The 16,422-nt window shown below is 54.4% G+C and carries 16 protein-coding genes; 12 read left to right on the top strand and 4 right to left on the bottom strand.

Annotation, left to right across the window (positions count from 1 at the left end; translation table 11 throughout):
• Positions 1-389: 389 nt before the first annotated feature.
• On the bottom strand, positions 390-890 hold the full coding sequence (locus tag ACM6JQ_RS04330) for an Lrp/AsnC family transcriptional regulator (RefSeq protein WP_007915532.1): 501 nt from the start codon (positions 888-890) through the stop codon (positions 390-392).
• A 119-nt stretch (positions 891-1,009) separates the two neighbouring features.
• On the opposite strand from ACM6JQ_RS04330, the gene ACM6JQ_RS04325 reads away from it, so the two are divergent.
• From ACM6JQ_RS04325 to ACM6JQ_RS04315, 3 genes are all read left to right on the top strand, one after another.
• Positions 1,010-2,044: a histone deacetylase family protein gene (locus ACM6JQ_RS04325; protein ID WP_123376999.1), complete on the top strand. Its 1,035-nt coding sequence runs from the start codon at positions 1,010-1,012 to the stop codon at positions 2,042-2,044.
• Positions 2,045-2,094: 50 nt separating this feature from the next.
• The gene (locus ACM6JQ_RS04320; protein ID WP_414893288.1) at positions 2,095-3,147 is read left to right on the top strand and encodes an ornithine cyclodeaminase; all 1,053 of its coding nucleotides are present in this window, start codon (positions 2,095-2,097) and stop codon (positions 3,145-3,147) included.
• 127 nt (positions 3,148-3,274) lie between these two features.
• Positions 3,275-4,690, top strand: coding sequence for an amino acid permease (locus tag ACM6JQ_RS04315; RefSeq protein ID WP_414893287.1), 1,416 nt, complete (start codon positions 3,275-3,277; stop codon positions 4,688-4,690).
• Between the two features lie 86 nt (positions 4,691-4,776).
• Here ACM6JQ_RS04315 and ACM6JQ_RS04310 read toward each other — a convergent pair whose 3' ends face one another.
• Positions 4,777-5,139, bottom strand: coding sequence for a DUF6124 family protein (locus ACM6JQ_RS04310; RefSeq protein ID WP_414893286.1), 363 nt, complete (start codon positions 5,137-5,139; stop codon positions 4,777-4,779).
• Between the two features lie 844 nt (positions 5,140-5,983).
• Between ACM6JQ_RS04310 and ACM6JQ_RS04305 the strand changes: the two genes are divergently transcribed.
• The 4 genes from ACM6JQ_RS04305 (at position 5,984) to ACM6JQ_RS04290 (ending at position 8,906) form a co-directional block, all read left to right on the top strand.
• Positions 5,984-7,081 (top strand): hypothetical protein, encoded by a 1,098-nt coding sequence (locus ACM6JQ_RS04305; RefSeq protein WP_414893285.1) that lies wholly within the window; start codon positions 5,984-5,986, stop codon positions 7,079-7,081.
• Between the two features lie 139 nt (positions 7,082-7,220).
• A complete protein-coding gene (locus ACM6JQ_RS04300) occupies positions 7,221-7,766 on the top strand; it encodes a PAAR domain-containing protein (protein ID WP_414893284.1) in 546 nt (181 codons plus the stop codon).
• 10 nt (positions 7,767-7,776) lie between these two features.
• Positions 7,777-8,559: a hypothetical protein gene (locus tag ACM6JQ_RS04295; RefSeq protein ID WP_414893283.1), complete on the top strand. Its 783-nt coding sequence runs from the start codon at positions 7,777-7,779 to the stop codon at positions 8,557-8,559.
• On the top strand, positions 8,544-8,906 hold the full coding sequence (locus ACM6JQ_RS04290; protein ID WP_414893282.1) for a hypothetical protein: 363 nt from the start codon (positions 8,544-8,546) through the stop codon (positions 8,904-8,906). Before ACM6JQ_RS04295 ends, ACM6JQ_RS04290 begins: the two co-directional genes overlap by 16 nt.
• A 184-nt stretch (positions 8,907-9,090) precedes the next feature.
• Here ACM6JQ_RS04290 and ACM6JQ_RS04285 read toward each other — a convergent pair whose 3' ends face one another.
• On the bottom strand, positions 9,091-9,792 hold the full coding sequence (locus tag ACM6JQ_RS04285) for a hypothetical protein (RefSeq protein WP_414893281.1): 702 nt from the start codon (positions 9,790-9,792) through the stop codon (positions 9,091-9,093).
• Between the two features lie 175 nt (positions 9,793-9,967).
• Here ACM6JQ_RS04285 and dusA point away from each other — a divergent pair, with 175 nt between their 5' ends.
• Positions 9,968-10,963, top strand: coding sequence for a tRNA dihydrouridine(20/20a) synthase DusA (dusA, locus tag ACM6JQ_RS04280; protein ID WP_414893280.1), 996 nt, complete (start codon positions 9,968-9,970; stop codon positions 10,961-10,963).
• Positions 10,964-10,990: 27 nt separating this feature from the next.
• Complete coding sequence (locus tag ACM6JQ_RS04275) at positions 10,991-11,410, top strand: DUF2388 domain-containing protein (protein WP_414893279.1); 420 nt, start codon at positions 10,991-10,993, stop codon at positions 11,408-11,410.
• Here ACM6JQ_RS04275 and ACM6JQ_RS04270 read toward each other — a convergent pair whose 3' ends face one another.
• Entirely contained in the window at positions 11,411-12,244 is an 834-nt protein-coding gene (locus ACM6JQ_RS04270; protein WP_095114324.1) for an undecaprenyl-diphosphate phosphatase, read from the bottom strand. It lies immediately after the preceding gene.
• Between the two features lie 586 nt (positions 12,245-12,830).
• Here ACM6JQ_RS04270 and ACM6JQ_RS04265 point away from each other — a divergent pair.
• The 3 genes from ACM6JQ_RS04265 to ACM6JQ_RS04255 all read left to right on the top strand — a co-directional run bounded on the left by ACM6JQ_RS04265 (position 12,831) and on the right by ACM6JQ_RS04255 (position 16,269).
• Positions 12,831-13,571, top strand: a complete 741-nt coding sequence (locus ACM6JQ_RS04265; protein WP_007915508.1) for a winged helix-turn-helix domain-containing protein — start codon at positions 12,831-12,833, stop codon at positions 13,569-13,571.
• 279 nt (positions 13,572-13,850) lie between these two features.
• Positions 13,851-14,483 carry a winged helix-turn-helix domain-containing protein gene (locus ACM6JQ_RS04260; RefSeq protein ID WP_414893278.1) on the top strand — a complete coding sequence of 211 codons (633 nt, stop codon included), beginning with the start codon at positions 13,851-13,853 and terminating at the stop codon, positions 14,481-14,483.
• Positions 14,484-14,874: 391 nt separating this feature from the next.
• Positions 14,875-16,269, top strand: a complete 1,395-nt coding sequence (locus ACM6JQ_RS04255; protein ID WP_414893277.1) for an undecaprenyl-phosphate glucose phosphotransferase — start codon at positions 14,875-14,877, stop codon at positions 16,267-16,269.
• Positions 16,270-16,422: the final 153 nt, after the last annotated feature.

The raw sequence follows: 16,422 nt of genomic DNA, 5'->3' as shown, positions 1-16,422 counted from the left end.
AAACGCCAGGCACAAAAAATTGATCTCCGGTGACCACAGTCACCGTCCAGACATTCGGGGGTCGTCATCCAAGGCGTAATACGGGACGCTCCAGCTGTCCCGGAAATGCAAAATGCGGATGCTGTTGAAGCGTCGAAAAGAAACCCGACGCGAGCATCGGCAGACAAAACCATCACGTCGCAGACAGGGCGTCTGCACGCTGGATTTATCGTTTCAGCAAAGGTGTCTGGAGGGATGCTAGTAATTTTGTGAAAACTTGTACAACTTTATATTTTTGTACAATCGTTGAACTTTTTGAGCGACGTGATGACGCATTGCCATCACGATTTGTGGCATATCGCTATCGGCGTAAAACGCAGCTGAAAAGGCTGACTCAAACGCCTGCCGACTCAGTCCTTTCCCGGCTTGGGAATAGCAATACGGCTACCGGACTTGACCTCACGCAACGCCAGGCTGGACTGGATCGACGCAATCCCCACCTGACGCCTGAGCACCTGCTCGATAAAGTCGCTGTAGTGATCAAGATCCTCCGCCAACACCTGCAACACATAATCGGCATCGCCGGTGATCTTGTGGCAGGCCACCACCTGCGGCAATTGTGCAATCACCGCCTCGAAAGCGTCCGGCGCGTGGTCGGCGTGGGTGGAAAAACGAATGTGCACAAACGCCATGATATCCAGCCCGAGCATTCGCCGATCCAGATTGGCCTGATAGCCCTTGATGACTCCCGCCTCCTCCATGCGCTTGCGCCGCCGCCAGCACGGCGTAAGGCTCAACGACAGCCGCTCACTGAGTTCAGCATTGGAAATACTGGCGTCTTCCTGCAACAACTCAAGAATCGCCAGGTCGGTCTCGTCGAGGCTGATGCGTTTGGATATTTTTTTCTGCATGACGCCATTCCTGAGTAAAAACGCCCGATTAATCCACCAAACCACGAACACAAAGCAAAGAAAGCGCAGCCCAGCCGGAACAGAATATTTGCACTGGCTAACAATAACGGATGCGCAGAATGTTTACAGTTTTCAGTGATTCCCACCGTTTGCACCACGGCACCGAATTGAAAGACGGCGTGCTCAAGCCGTCGTTCGAACAACCGAGTCGGGCCGACACCGTGCACAACCGCGTAAAACAGGTCGGCCTCGGGCAGATCGTCGAACCGCGCGCATTTGATCGCTCGTGCTACGTCAACGCGCACAGCGAGCGCTACGTCAGTTTTCTCGAAACTGCCTGGGGCGAATGGTGCGCAACCGGTCGCACCCACGACGCCTTGCCACTGGTCTGGCCGGTGCGCGATCTGGCCGGCGAAGAGGTGCCGACGTTCATCGACGGCAAGCTCGGCTTCTATGCGATGGACGCCGGTTCGCCGATCACCGCGACAACCTGGCAAGCGGTGAAAACCAGCGCCGATATCGCCCTCACCGGCCTGGCCCTGATCGATGAAGGCCACGACAGTGCCTTCGCCCTGTGCCGCCCGCCCGGCCATCACGCCGCGCGCGAATACATGGGCGGTTATTGCTACCTCAACAACGCCGCCATTGCCGCACAACAAGCCATCACCCAAGGCGCCAAACGCGTCGCGGTGCTGGACGTCGACTTCCACCACGGCAACGGCACGCAGAACATTTTCTACCAGCGCAGCGACGTCATGTTCGTCTCGTTGCACGGCGAACCGGCGGTGTCCTATCCGTACTTCTCGGGCTACAGCCACGAAGTCGGTGCGGGGGTTGGCGAGGGGTACAACCTCAACTATCCCCTGCCGAAAAACACCACCTGGGAGAGCTACCGCAACGCCCTGCTCCACGCCTGCAAAAAGCTTCAGCAGTTCGCGCCTGAAGTGCTGGTGATTTCCCTCGGTGTCGACACGTTCAAGGACGATCCCATCAGCCACTTCCTGCTGGAAAGCGAGGACTTCATTGGCATCGGCGAACTGATCGCCAGCGTCGGTTGCCCGACCCTGTTCGTCATGGAGGGCGGCTACATGGTCGATGAAATCGGCATCAATGCCGTCAACGTACTGCACGGTTTCGAGAGCCAACGCAGCTGAGCCATCCCGCGCTCTACAGCCTTTCAATATCTGGATCGGAGAACAAGAACATGACGCTTTTTATTGATGTCGATGATGCTGCACGCCTGTTCACCCAAGTCGGCATTCGCCGCGCCATCCGCGAAATGGCCGGCTACATCGAAGCGGACTACGCACGCTGGGCGCAGTTTGATAAATCGCCGCGCACGGCCAATCACTCGGCAGACGGCGTGATCGAGTTGATGCCGACTGACGATGGCCAGCAGTACTCGTTCAAATACGTCAACGGCCACCCGAACAATGGCCAGCAGAACTTACTGACGGTCATGGCCTTCGGGCTTCTGGCGGATGTGCAGAGTGGCTATCCGACGTTGCTCAGCGAACTGACCTTGACCACCGCCGTGCGCACCGCAGCCACCTCCGCGCTGGTCGCGCAATCGCTGGCTCGCCCCGGTGCGACCTCGATGGCCCTGATCGGCAACGGCGCGCAAAGTGAATTTCAGGCACTGGCCTTCCATGAAATGTTGGGTATCAGCGAAATCCGCCTCTTCGATATCGATCGCGACGCTTCGCTCAAGTTGAAGCAAAACCTCGCCGCGTTCCCGGACATCGACGTGATTCTGGCCAGCTCGGTGAAGGACGCGGTCAAGGGCGCGGACATCGTCACCACGGTCACCGCCGACAAAGCCTACGCAACCATTCTGACCCCCGAAATGATCGAGCCCGGCATGCACATCAACGCGGTCGGCGGTGACTGCCCGGGTAAAACCGAACTGCACGCCGACATCCTGCGCAATGCCCGGGTCATCGTCGAATTCGAGCCGCAGACGCGTATTGAGGGCGACATTCAGCAACTGGAAGCCGACTCCCCGGTGATCGAGTTTTTCCGCATTGTGCTGGGCGAAGTGGCCGGACGCGAGAACGATGCGCAGGTGACGGTGTTCGATTCGGTGGGTTTTGCCCTGGAAGACTTTTCCTCACTGCGCTACCTGAAAGACCTGGCTCAGGCACAGCAAATCGGCCAGCGCATCCACCTGGTGCCGACGCCGGCCAACATCAAAAACCTCTTTCAACTGCTCGATCCGCAACCGGCCAAAACCGCGCGTCTGCGCACCGTCAGTTAATCGGTCATGACCGCCCCCAAGCGACAGGGGGCGATTGACCTTGTGATTAGCCGCTGCACCTCTAACAAGAACGCTCGACACCTACTTTCTGCCAAAACTCAAAAACATAAAATCAAGAGGTTTTGCAATGAAATCGACCCCTTCCGGGCTGCTCGAACAGCCTGCGCTGCAGCGCACGCTCAGCAATCGTCACATCCAGCTAATGGCCATGGGCGGTGCCATCGGTACTGGCCTGTTCATGGGCTCCGGGAAAATCATCGCCCTCTCCGGGACGTCGATCATCCTCATCTACATGATCATCGGCCTGTTCGTGTTTTTCGTCATGCGCGCCATGGGCGAAATGCTCCTGTCCAACCTCAACTTCAAAACCTTCGCCGACTTCGCCGGCGCCTACCTCGGCCCGCGCGCGGCATTCTTTCTCGGCTGGTCGTACTGGCTGAGCTGGAGCGTGGCGGTGATCGGCGACGCCGTCGTGGTCGGCGGATTCTTCCAGTACTGGTTCCCCGACGTACCGGCGTGGATACCCGCCGTCGGCATGCTGGCAACCCTGTTCGCCCTCAACGTGCTGACCGTCAGGTTGTTCGGTGAAGTGGAATTCTGGTTCGCGATCATCAAGATCATTGCCGTCGTCACCCTGATCGGCGTCAGCAGCGTGCTGATTGCAAGTTCGTTCGTCTCGCCTAGTGGCGTCACCGCGTCCCTGAGTCACCTGGTGGACAAACAAGCGGCGTTCCCCAACGGCTTGTTCGGCTTCTTCGCCGGATTTCAAATGGCGATCTTCTCCTTCGCCGGCACCGAACTGATCGGCACCGCCGCCGCCGAAACCCGCTCACCGGAGAAGACCCTGCCCAAAGCGATCAACTCGATTCCGCTGCGGATCATCCTGTTCTACGTACTCGCGCTGACCTGCATTATTGCCGTGACCTCATGGCAACAGGTCTCCCCGGTCAAGAGCCCGTTTGTCGAACTGTTCCTCGTCGCCGGGTTTCCCGCAGCGGCCGGCATCGTCAACTTCGTGGTCCTGACCTCGGCGGCATCCTCGGCCAACAGCGGCGTGTTCTCATCGAGCCGCATGCTGTTCGGGCTGGCCAACCAAGACAACGCGCCCGGCCTATTCCGCCGACTGTCGAGCAACAGCGTGCCGCTGCTGAGCCTGGCGTTCACCACACTGTTGATGCTGGTCGGCGTACTGGTGCTGTTCATCGTGCCGGAAGTCATGACCGCATTCACCATCGTCTCCACCGTGTCGGCGATTCTGGTGATCTTCACCTGGTCGACCATCCTCGCGTCTTACATCGCCTACCGCAAAAAACGTCCGGATCTGCATGCGAAGTCGGCTTACAAGATGCCGGGCGGTGTGCCGATGGCTTGGTTCTCGTTGGCGTTTTTGGGGTTTGTGCTGGGGTTGCTGGCGTTGCGGCCTGATACGCGGATTGCGCTGATGATCATGCCGGGGTGGTTTGTCTGGTTGGCGATTGCTTACCAGTTGACGCGGTTGAGGAAGCCGAAATCTGCGGTTGAATCGGCGAGTCAGTTTGGCTAGATCTGCAAGCGAAAGCCGTCACCTTAAAGTGACGGCTTTTGGTTATCAGTGAACGAGCATTTCACCTGCCCATGGCGGGACAGGTTTTACGCCTTCACCTCAACGTTATCCAACGCCTGATTCACCGCCAATTCACCCAACATCACAACCTGCGCGATGCCCAGCGCGGTTTTGCGGTGTGAGGGCTCGAGTGCTGCGGCGAAGTTGTTGAGCATTTCCGAGGCAGAACTCAGCGTCTCACTGGCGTTGGCCAGCAGGGATTCCGAGTCGTACTTTGGGTTGGCGAGGTACATGCGCTCGGGTTCGTTGACGCTGGCCATGATGTGGCCGGCGGGAAGGAGATAGTGATCGAGGGCGCGCTCGGCGGCTTCGTGGAGTTTTTTGGGGCTGAGGGAATCGTAGGGGGATGCGGGATCGGTTTCTGGTGGATTCGGTGTTGGTTTGAACATAAGTGAAACTCCAATGCTATTAGTGGAGCTTTCACCCTCTCGCTACCAAACGATGGGTGGCGGCCATACGAAGGTTGGTAGACCGGGCATTGGAACCGGCGCTTCCGAAGAAGCCCTGCGCATGGCCACCATCAAAACAGCCCCCAAGAAAGGCGCTGTGCTGGGATGACGCAATGCATCAATGCTGCGGGTCTACCAAACCCGATCACTGCTTTTCAGTGACCTAGGAACGATAGAACCCGCGAGCTAGAGGCACAAGCCGGCGGATTCTGTCTTAGGTGTAGGGGGTGGCGCAAGGTGTTGTAGGTGACCAACTACAACAATGTGTCTCATCTAAACATGCGCGTTTTTCTGTGTTTAAAATCTTAATGAGCACAGAGATCGAACCCAAGCCTGTCGCCATTTGCTAGGCGCTCTGTGCACTTATTTTTCAAGCGCTGTCCGTCGCACCGATAATGGATTGGAACCACGAACTCTACAGTCCAGTAAAACCGTGGTTTATAGCGAACCTCTGAAAACCCCGTAGCATTTTCGTACCACCATTCACCGAATCGCGAGTGGTCCGCAGGCGTGGCGGGGGGACGAATGCACGCCAAGTTGAAATGTCCTATTACCTGCAGCACCACCAACCTTGAGAATTTGAGTGTCCAGCACTTTAATCGTCCCCGAAGCTACTGACCCACCTAGAGAGTTGGCTGGCCTGAATTTACGAGGTAGTGTCAGTCTGATTTAGAGTAAAACCCTGGCAGGTACGAATGCTCGCCATTTTAGATGCACAAGCCTCTGAACCGTCGCGGTATGGTTTACTAACTTGGGAATAGGGAATAGGAAATAGGGAATAGAAATGGGACAGGCGAAATCACGAGGCAGCAAACAAGAGCGAGTAGAACAAGCATTAAATCGCCAGATGGAGGCAGACCGCGCAGCCGCAGAGCGTCGGCGAGCCGTGGGCCAGCAGATTGCCAGGTTCAACAAGCTTTATCAGACCAAGGTGTGCCTTGCACCACACCAAAATCATGAAGGTCCAATCGTATCTGCGCACACTCTGTCCCTCGAGGCATTTTTAAGACCAATATCAAGAGACGGTCGCGTTTATGCTATGCGCGGAAACATCAGTGGAGACCACTTAAAATTCCCCCTGAATCTCGAGTTGCAAGGTTTGCGAGATGTTTCTGTTTTTAACGGCTTCTGCCGTGCACATGATCGGGATCTATTTGCGTGCATTGAGACTCGGGCTTTCGAATTCACCTCTGAGCAACTGTTTATGCTTGCATACCGGGCCGTAGCTCGCGAAAGCTATTACAAACGAAAACAGTTTGAGTCCACCCCTTCTCTTGAACAGTACGCTGCGATGCATAGCATTCAAGAGGACGTACAGTTCTCAGAGCAATTTGAAAAATATCTTTCAGAGGTTCTCGAAAGCGCATCAGACATTGAAGCGCTGAAAAGCCGACTAGATGAAGTACTGATAGCTAAGGATTGGAAAAGGCTTGTGTCTCGGGCTTTGATCTTCCCTGAGCCGCCAACTGTAGTAGCGTCTTTCGCTGTTGAGCCAACCGTCGACTTTAACGGAAATCGGCTTCAAGACTTGGCAGACAGAACTGTCGAAATATCCCATGTAATGGTTTCGATCATTCCCCTGAAATCCGGAAGCGCAGCAATTTTTTCTTGGCTCGATACAGCGAATGACGCTCCATTGAGACTTTTTGAGTCATTGGCACATTCAGGCTCACCCACCTTAGCCGTAATACACGCAGCACTAGATCTCAGTGAAAACGTTGCGCTTTCTCCTGAGTGGTACGAGTCATTGAAGCCGGCAACCCATAAATACATCGAGTCTCGGATGTTGAATTTCGCCCAAGACGAAATTTATGCAACCCATGGCAACCCGTTGGCGCGCTCCCCGAACCTTGGTGATTGGGGAGAACCAGCCCATTTATAGAATCAACGCCGTATGAAAATAAATCTGCCCCCATTTCGCCCCCCATTTCGTTACTTTTTCGTTAAGGTTTCCGCCAGCCATTTCTCAGAGCAGGTCTGATACAGTTGTTCCCGTTAAATTCTTTGACAGGGAGTCAATCATGGCGAAGCCAGCTGCACGTATCACCGACCCAACCAGTTGCCCCATACCTGGGCACGGCCCCAAAGCTATCGCGTCCGGCTCTCCTGATGTGTTCTTCGACGGTCTTGCAGCCGCTCGCAAAGATGACACATGTACTTGCGGCAGCGCGCTAGCCTCGGAAGTGTCCGGCACCGTGTTTATCAACGGAAAAAATGCCGCATTACTCGGTACTGTGGGCACCCATGGCGACGTTGTGATTGGAGGTTCGGGTACAGTAATCATCGGCAGCGCCCATACGCCTGCCACCTTTATTCCGCCAACACCCATGGTCATCCACGGAAACTGGATCGGCTTTAATATTCCCGCAGAAGAAAGCTATGAAGGATTTTCCTGCACCGCTCACTTTGACGATGGCTCCTCGATGCCCGGAGTCTTTGACGCGAACAACTCGGTCAAATTCTCCAACCCCACTGGAAAGACATGCCATACCTTGGCATTTGCCCAACACGAGAACACCTGCACAACCGCAGGTATTGACGGACTGCTGAACGATATTTTGGGATAAGGATATTCTCGTGACGGAACCGAACCTAGTAACCGGAAGTTATGTTGTCAAAAGCGAACATACGCTTGACCGGTCTCCCCTTGAGATGGCGATTTCAGGCATGGAGGGGGCGGCCAGCCGTTTTTCCATCGATGCCATCAAGGACGAGCGCGTCCGTGCAAGCTACGAGGGCAATATTCGACGAATGTCACAGCAGATATTCGCTGACGTGAGAGCCGGCAATATCAGCGTCGAGGACGCGACAAAGTTCAGCAACGAGATGCGCAACAAAATCATGTACGAACACCGCAAGCTGACCTCTGCACAGGGCCTGGCCATCGTGCAAAAAAAGAAAAAAACTGGAAAGACATACAGCGAAATCCTCGACGGAAAGTCTCAAACCCAGTTCAACAAAAATTACGAACAACTTTCTAAGGCCCAACAGAAAGAAGTCTTATACAAAGCTCTAGAGCGGTCTGGCAGTGCTAATGCCAAATTCTCTGCTGGAACCAAAATCATGTCTGTTATGGGAAAGGTTGGAATCATCATGACGGCGGTGCTTGCCACATACCAAATACTGAACGCAGACGACAAGGCCAAGGAAACGGCCCGTCAAGCCACCATCCTCGGTGGTGGTGCGGCTGGTGGGTTTCTGGCGGGCTTGGGCATATCCGCTCTTTGTGGTCCTGGAGCTCCGGCCTGTGCCATAGCCGTTGTTCTCATTGGAAGCATCGCCGGCGGGATTGCTGGCGGGATCGCGGCTGATACGTTCGATGCAGAGTTAGAGGAGCTGGCACATTGGGACATATTCTGACTCCTGCGGAACGGGCGAGTATCCAGATCGCGCTGGCAGAAGCCTTCGTAGACAGCGCTGTCGACTATTCCTCTATCGCAGAGCGAATTCGGAGCTACGACCCGAAGGTCGTTGAAGAAATCTTGTACTCAGAAGTTGCGCCTGTGTGTTTCAGCAACCTTGAAACGCCCGTTCCTCCTGTTTGGAGTGGTTTTCAGGATGAGTGGTTACTTGATGAAATAGCCAAAGAACTCAATGCGCGAGAACACAGTTGGCTTCGACGTAGCTTCGACCTGTTAAAAGTTACATGGCTGCGCTACAGCTACAGCTATATCTGGAAGGAAATTATGAAATTTCATGATTCTTAAGTGAGGCGGGCCCCTACACTTCGAAAAAAGGGGACGGATTTATTTATATCCCATCCCCTTAGAGTACTAATGCACACCTCCCCCGGGAACAACGGGGACAGATTTATTTATCTTCTAAAAATTAGCAAACAAATCTATCCCTTTCTACTGTTAGCGAGGCGTGTTAAACAACAAAGTACCAAACTCAGAAAGATTCAACCGGTTTTTTGGTCTGCTCAACGAGCTTGTTCTCGTCAAGTTTCGGGAAAGAAAACTTGATCATGATGACCGATTCCTCGCCCTCGCCCGTGACAATCAGATCAGCCCCCCTGACATTCGCAGGCGCGGCTGCCATCAAACCAGAAACACTAGGGGTGCCTTTGATCGAGGCGGCACCCTCAATAAACGAGTAAGTTAGATTATTGGCGTTTAGAGCAACACTTTCGTAGTTGGTGAGTTTAGCGGTGTACTCATCCTTACTTTTAGCTTTTGCCGCCAGATCGACAAGATCCAGCATGGACTTGCCGTCAGCCAGTGCGACCAGACCGAACGACTTGGCCAGCGCACCGATGGCACGCCCAAACAGTTCACGCTCATAGGGCGCGAAAAGGGAAACCATAATCAGCTTGTCACCGCTGAACACCAAGCCAGCGGTGAATTTCTGATCAATGAAATCCACGTCATCAATACACCGGGCGGGCGCGCCCACCTCTTCCGAGCAATCATAGTAACCGCCAGCCTCGGTGTATTTCGTGATTGGCGTATCGTAGCCGTAGCTCTTGAACAGGTTGTCAGCTGCAACGGCACTCTGCATAGCGCCAACAAGGCCGCCCAGGCAAAGCACTAAAGCATGGATTTTTTTCGACATGGATTCCGTTCCTACAAGGATGTGAATATTGATAGCCACATGCTATCAATCCTGCATTGGATTTGTCTCGCTCAATCCAATGCAGGTTGAGCAAGCTCAGCAGGTCCAGAAGTAGGACGCTGTAAACCCACTCTGCCATTCCTGCCCCCAAGCCCCCACCTCCCATTCCTGATAAACTCCCCCACCTCCCAGCCACACCGATTCCGTATCCCTAATGTCCCCTATTCCCGCCACACCCGCCCCACTCTCCCGCCGCTTCTCCGTCGCCCCAATGATGGATTGGACAGACCGCCATTGCCGTTTCTTCCTACGCCTCCTATCGAAGAACGCGCTCCTCTACACCGAAATGGTCACCACCGGCGCGCTGCTCAACGGCGATCACGAACGTTTCCTCCGTCACAACGAAGCCGAGCACCCGCTCGCTTTACAGTTGGGCGGTAGCGTTCCATTGGACTTGGCAGCCTGCGCCCGCATGGCCCAAGAGCACGGTTACGACGAGGTAAACCTGAACGTCGGCTGCCCAAGCGATCGCGTTCAAAACAACATGATCGGCGCGTGCCTGATGGGTCACCCGCAGTTAGTGGCGGATTGTGTGAAGGCGATGCAAGACGCAGTGACAATCCCGGTGACGGTAAAGCACCGCATCGGCATCAACGGTCGGGACAGTTACGCTGAGCTGTGCGATTTCGTCGGCACCGTTCGTGATGCCGGGTGCACCAGTTTTACCGTGCATGCGCGGATTGCGATTCTTGAGGGGTTGTCGCCGAAGGAGAATCGCGACATTCCGCCGTTGCGCTATGACGTGGCGGCGCAGCTGAAGGCGGATTTTCCGGAGTTGGAGATTGTGCTGAATGGCGGGATCAAGACGATGGAGGCTTGCCACGAGCATTTGCAGACGTTCGACGGTGTGATGCTGGGGCGTGAGGCTTATCACAATCCGTATTTGCTGGCGGAGGTGGATCAGCAGTTGTTCGGCAGTTCGGCGCCGGTGATCAGTCGGGCTGAGGCGTTGGCGCAGTTGCGTCCTTATATAGCCGAGCATTTGCTGGCCGGTGGTGCGATGCATCACATCACGCGGCATGTGCTGGGCTTGGGCACGGGGTTCCCGGGGGCGCGGAAATTCCGTCAGTTGTTGTCGGTGGATATTCACAAGGCCAAGGATCCGCTGGCGTTGCTGGATCAGGCGGCTGAGTTGCTTGAAGGTCGTTGATTGATGGTTTGAGTGTGCGGGCGGCGAATGAGCGTTGCCCGTTGTTTTGTTGTGCTGACAGGATGTCTTTTGTTTATGCCCGCGTTCACTTTTTCTGCTTTGAAGCGTTTCACCCTACTCGCCTTATTCAGCTTCACTTCCGACGTTTATGCGCACTGCGATGGCTTTTGCATGGGCCGCACTGATACGCCGTGGGAGGTGACGCAGTTTTCCGGCTTCACCTTGGTGTCTTTAATCCTCGCACCTATTTCGACTAGCCAGGAAACGACCGACAGTCACAAGCGTGTTTACTCTGCCGAGGAGCAAGAAGACGCGCGACTCTATCTGGCCAGCGACGGCATGCTGCAGGCCGCGTATTTCACCTCGGCCTTGCAGCGCTATCGCCAGGAGTCGCCGGATTCGGCGTTAAACGATCTCGCCGTTGCGGCGTTGATCAGCGCTCAGTGATCAGGCGGCCGCTGCGGCGGTCCAGTTGACCCAGCCAAACAGCCACGTCGCCAGAATCAACAAGCCAAACGCGATCCGGTACCAAGCGAACGCGGCATAACTGTGGTTGGCAATAAATTTGAGCAAGCCACGCACGGCGATCATGGCGAAGATGAACGCGGTGACGAAGCCGAGGGCGAAGACTGGCAGGTCGTTGGGCTGGAACAGGTCGCGGTATTTGTAGCCGGAGTACACGGCGGCGCCGACCATGGTCGGCATGGCGAGGAAAAACGAGAACTCGGTGGCGGCTTTGCGCGACAGGCCGAAGAGCAGGCCGCCGATGATGGTCGAGCCGGAGCGCGAGGTGCCGGGAATCATCGCCAGGCATTGTACGAATCCGACTTTCAGTGCGTGAGACCAGCGCATGTCGTCGACGTGTTCGACGCTGATCACATGGCTGCGCTGTTCGGCCCACAACATGATGATGCCGCCGACGACCAGTGCCACGGCAACGGTGATCGGGTTGAACAGGTATTCGTGGATGGCGTCGGCGAACAACACGCCCAAGACCACGGCGGGCAGAAAAGCGATGAGCAAGTTGAGGGTGAAGCGTTGTGCATTACGTTCGGTGGGCAGGCCTTTGACGATTTCGAAGATCTTCGGTCGAAACTCCCAGACGACGGCAAGAATGGCACCCAGTTGAATAATGATGTTGAACGCCATGGCGCGTTCGCCGCCGAATTCCAGCAAGTCGGCGACGATGATCTGGTGGCCGGTACTCGAGATCGGCAAGAACTCGGTCAGGCCTTCTACCGCACCTAATATCAACACCTGGAAAAGGGTCCAGAAATCCATTAATCCTCCGTCAGAGCGCTCTTGATGAGCGACCGGGTAATAACACTCAGGGGTTGAGTATCTGAAGTTACACAATTGGCGTATATGAAGATCAAAAGATCGCAGCCTTCGGCAGCTCCTACAGGGGAATGCATTTCAAATGTAGGAGCTGCCGAATGTTCGGGCCGCGATCGGACGATCTTTTGATCTTGAAGAATAGGTCTTATGAATTGCCACACTCAAGACATGTTAGTAATCGTCGGCCGACGAACTACGCAGAAAATATTTAGGCCTTTTTGCAGAAAAAAGTTGCTCTGACAATAAAGTGTGATCAATATCACATTATCCAGAGATGGCCAGACAGTGGCAGATGGACATAGACAAAGCCATCGCAATAAGCTCAAAATAGTGGCACCATTGCATATCGCCACCATCTAAGCAGTAGTTCACCCTTTCGAGAAAATCAACTAAAAGCTTGAAAAGCTTAATTATTGTTAGAAAACTCGGGAGCCACGTCTAAAAATCGCGTGAATGTTACCAATTGTCAGTCACAGATGAGAACCGGTGCTTTAACATCCCGATGTCAGCACTTAATTCGAGTCAATGCATGATGCTCTCAGCGAACTTAGCGACTAGAAGCCCGCGCCCGACAAACGACGAACCTGGTGTTCTTACTCTGGGTCGTACCCGTGGCGTGGCTGAACATTTCAAAGCGCTAGTCGCCCAGCATATACGTACCGATATGGCGCTCGAAGCCAATGCGTACACTAGTGCATATCAGTTGAATGAACAGTCTGGTTCGTATCGAGCGATCTTCCTGATTATCGACAGCCCACAGGCCCTCGAAGACAATCTGGCGCTGGTCGAGAACCTGCGCAGCGACAACTTGAAGCCGATCATTTGCGCGGTCATCACCGGTCGCGGCGCCTTCAACAAGATCAAATATTATCTGGCTGGCGCGGATGTTTGTATCAAGCTCAATACCCTTTCCGAGGATGGCGCCGAGTTGCTGGGCGAGTTCTTCAACAGTGAAGAATGGCAACGCGATATCGATCTGACGCTTGATCCGACCCGTATCTGCCTGATGGGCACCAGCAAGAAACTCGACATCTCGTTTGCCGAAATGAAGATCCTCGAAGCCTTCGCGCAAACCAGCAATCACATTCTGAGCCATGATGAAATCGCCAGCATCATGGGCCTCAACGCCAATTTCTACGACCCTCGAGCACTGGAAAAATCAATCAGTCGCTTGCGTGGAAAAATCAAGGACATGTATGGTACAAACGCGATTCAGAGCATTCGCGGCTATGGCTATCGCCTGCTGCGGGGTCTGATATCGACTGCCTGACTCTCGGGCAGCCATCCCATTTGCATACGTACGAAGGATCGTCTAATGCAACCATATAGCTCCCGTTCTGCTTCACGCCTGTTTGAAATCAAGCAATTGAATGAGCGCGACAACACGACCCATAACAATAAAACTCCATAACATAGCAGCAGATCGAGTGGAATTTATCGAGGGCCAATCTTGGGCCCAGACCCTGCCTATCGATTACTTCCGAGGAAGTCATTGCTCGCCTGCCGATTTATCTTTTAGCCAATTTTGGTATGTATTCAGGAGAGAGACATGGAAACTAGTACAACCCTCCCAAGGAAATATTTTGTTGTCGTGACTCACAGTACAACGTCGCAACGCGAACTGGAGAGCATGCTGTCCAGCGAACGTTTCAATTCGTTTGAAGGGGTGGATTCGCCCTCTTCCGCTCCAATGGTGATGGAGTTCACATATCCAGGCATCAGTCGAAAAAACGCCCCGCGCAGTATCGAACACGATACTCAGCGAATATTGGCCACGCTCGAGTCCGAATGGCGCGCAGCGCAATCGGCTAATCCTTTCCAGAATGTCCCGGCCATTACCGGGGAAACCCGCAACATGCCACCTGCCGTTGAAGGTGATATACCCGGCAATGAAACCTGGCATCTCGACCCTGATCAGGGTGCACTGGTCAAAGAAGGTGTCGAAATCAGCCTGACTGGCCTGGAAACAGCACTGGTCAGGAAAATGCTCAGCCATGAAGAGCGTGTTGTCAGTCGTGACGAGCTGATTCTCAGCATCGGCCGGGAGCCGGAACAATATCGCGGCCTGGAGATGTGCCTGAGTCGCCTGCAAGACAAGTTCAAAAGCGCCAGTCATGGCGAACGACTGTTTCGTGCCGTCAGAAACCGCGGTTATTGCCTGATTCAGGAAATCGTCGCGTAACCTCGCAAGACCTCCACGAACAGAACAAACAGAAAAAAGTGCGATTACAAAAACAACAAGAGCACTCTGTTTGATTTCATCTTCCTCCTTGATTTGAACACTCCCTGCCTCCACCCTCCAACAGTAACAAATACAACATCATTTATTCACCCCCTCCTCTGCGACCTTTTCTAACACTCTTATATTTAATTATTAAAAAGTTGGCACTGTGCCATCTTGTTAGAACTCGTCAGACACCATTCCCGGCAATAACTTAGTCTATTGACTGACGACAGTTCGGCATATCGATGTTGTTACCTCAGGACACTCGTTAGAACAAAAACAATAAGTCTGCATAACAACTCGGTTTTCAACTGTTGAAACCTGAATGGACGTCTTTTGGGGATACCGTATGGATCTTTCTCTAAGTATCAATCGAAGCACAGGCCTCAAGGGACTGACCTTTTGGGGCCAATGGGCGCTGGCACAAGGCTTTGTGGTGACGCTGTTGTTCATACTGGCCGAGCAGCACACCGGGACGGTCGCGTTTTACTACCGGATGTGTGCAACGCTGGCGGTACTGGCGTCGGTGCCGGCTTATACGTTTAGCGGTGTGTATCGCAAGCGTGATAATTACCTCACCGGTCTCGGTCGACTGTTTATGGGTTGGTCGATGACCATGGCGGCGCTGGCGTGCATCGCCTTTGTCTGCCAGGCCGATGAGCTGTTTTCACGACAGGTGATTCTGAGCTGGGCGGTGTATGGCTTCCTTGGTCAGGCGTTTCTGTACGCTCCGCTGCATGCGTTTTCCAAGTACTACCAACGGTCGCGTAAAAGCGAGCACAAGACGCTGATCGTCGGCACCGGCGAACTGGCGTTGGGTCTGGCGAAGAAGCTCAGCCAACTGGAAAACCTGCCTTTGGTAGGTTTGGTCAGCAATGGTGATGTGTCTGCGCTGGGTCCGGATGCACCGCGCGTGGTTGGCGATCAGGAGCAACTGCTGGAGCTGATCGAGGCGCATGACATTCGCCGCTTGTATATCACCCTGCCGCTGTGTGAAGCCGCGAAAATCGAGGCGATTTATGGTGACTTGCTAGGAGCCAACGTTGATGTGGTGTGGGTGCCGGACTTGAACAGTCTAACCCTGCTGAATCACTCGGTGAAGGTCGTGGACGGTCTGCCGGCGATCTACTTGAACGAGAGCCCGTTGACCAGCCGCCCTACCGCTGCTTTGAGCAAGAGCTTGGTAGAGAAAACCGTGGCGTTTCTGGCGATCATCGCGCTGAGTCCGATCCTGCTGATCATTGCGTTGGCGGTGAAGATCAACTCGCCCGGCCCGGTGTTTTTCAAGCAGGATCGTCATGGCTGGAACGGCAAGGTGATCAAGGTCTGGAAGTTCCGCTCGATGCGTGTTCACGATGACCGTGATGTGAAGCAGGCCAGCCGCAATGACTCGCGCATTACCGCAGTCGGCCGCTTTATTCGCCGCACTTCGCTGGATGAACTGCCGCAACTGTTCAACGTGCTGCAAGGGCATATGGCTCTGGTCGGCCCACGCCCGCACGCCGTCGCGCACAACAACTACTACTCGGGGAAAATCCTCGCGTACATGGCGCGTCACCGGATTAAACCGGGGATCACCGGCCTGGCCCAGATCAGCGGCTGCCGCGGTGAGACGGACACCATCGACAAGATGCAGAAGCGTGTCGAGATTGACCTGCAGTACATCAACAGCTGGTCGTTGTGGCTGGACCTGAAGATCCTGGTGAAGACGCCGTTTACGTTGCTGTCGAAGGATATTTACTGAGGTTTGAAGCTGTATACCGCAAGGGGACGAAAGTCCCCTTTTTTGTGCCTGGGATTTGGGGATGGAATCGGATCTTGGATGGATGCAAAAACTGTGGGAGTGAGCCTGCTCGCGATGGCGGTGGGTCAGGCAATGATGATGCTGACTGTGCCG

Source organism: Pseudomonas sp. IT-232MI5, assembly GCF_949767845.1.
In the GTDB taxonomy this organism is placed as follows: Bacteria; Pseudomonadota; Gammaproteobacteria; order Pseudomonadales; family Pseudomonadaceae; genus Aquipseudomonas.
This window is presented reverse-complemented; position numbering and strand designations above follow the sequence as displayed.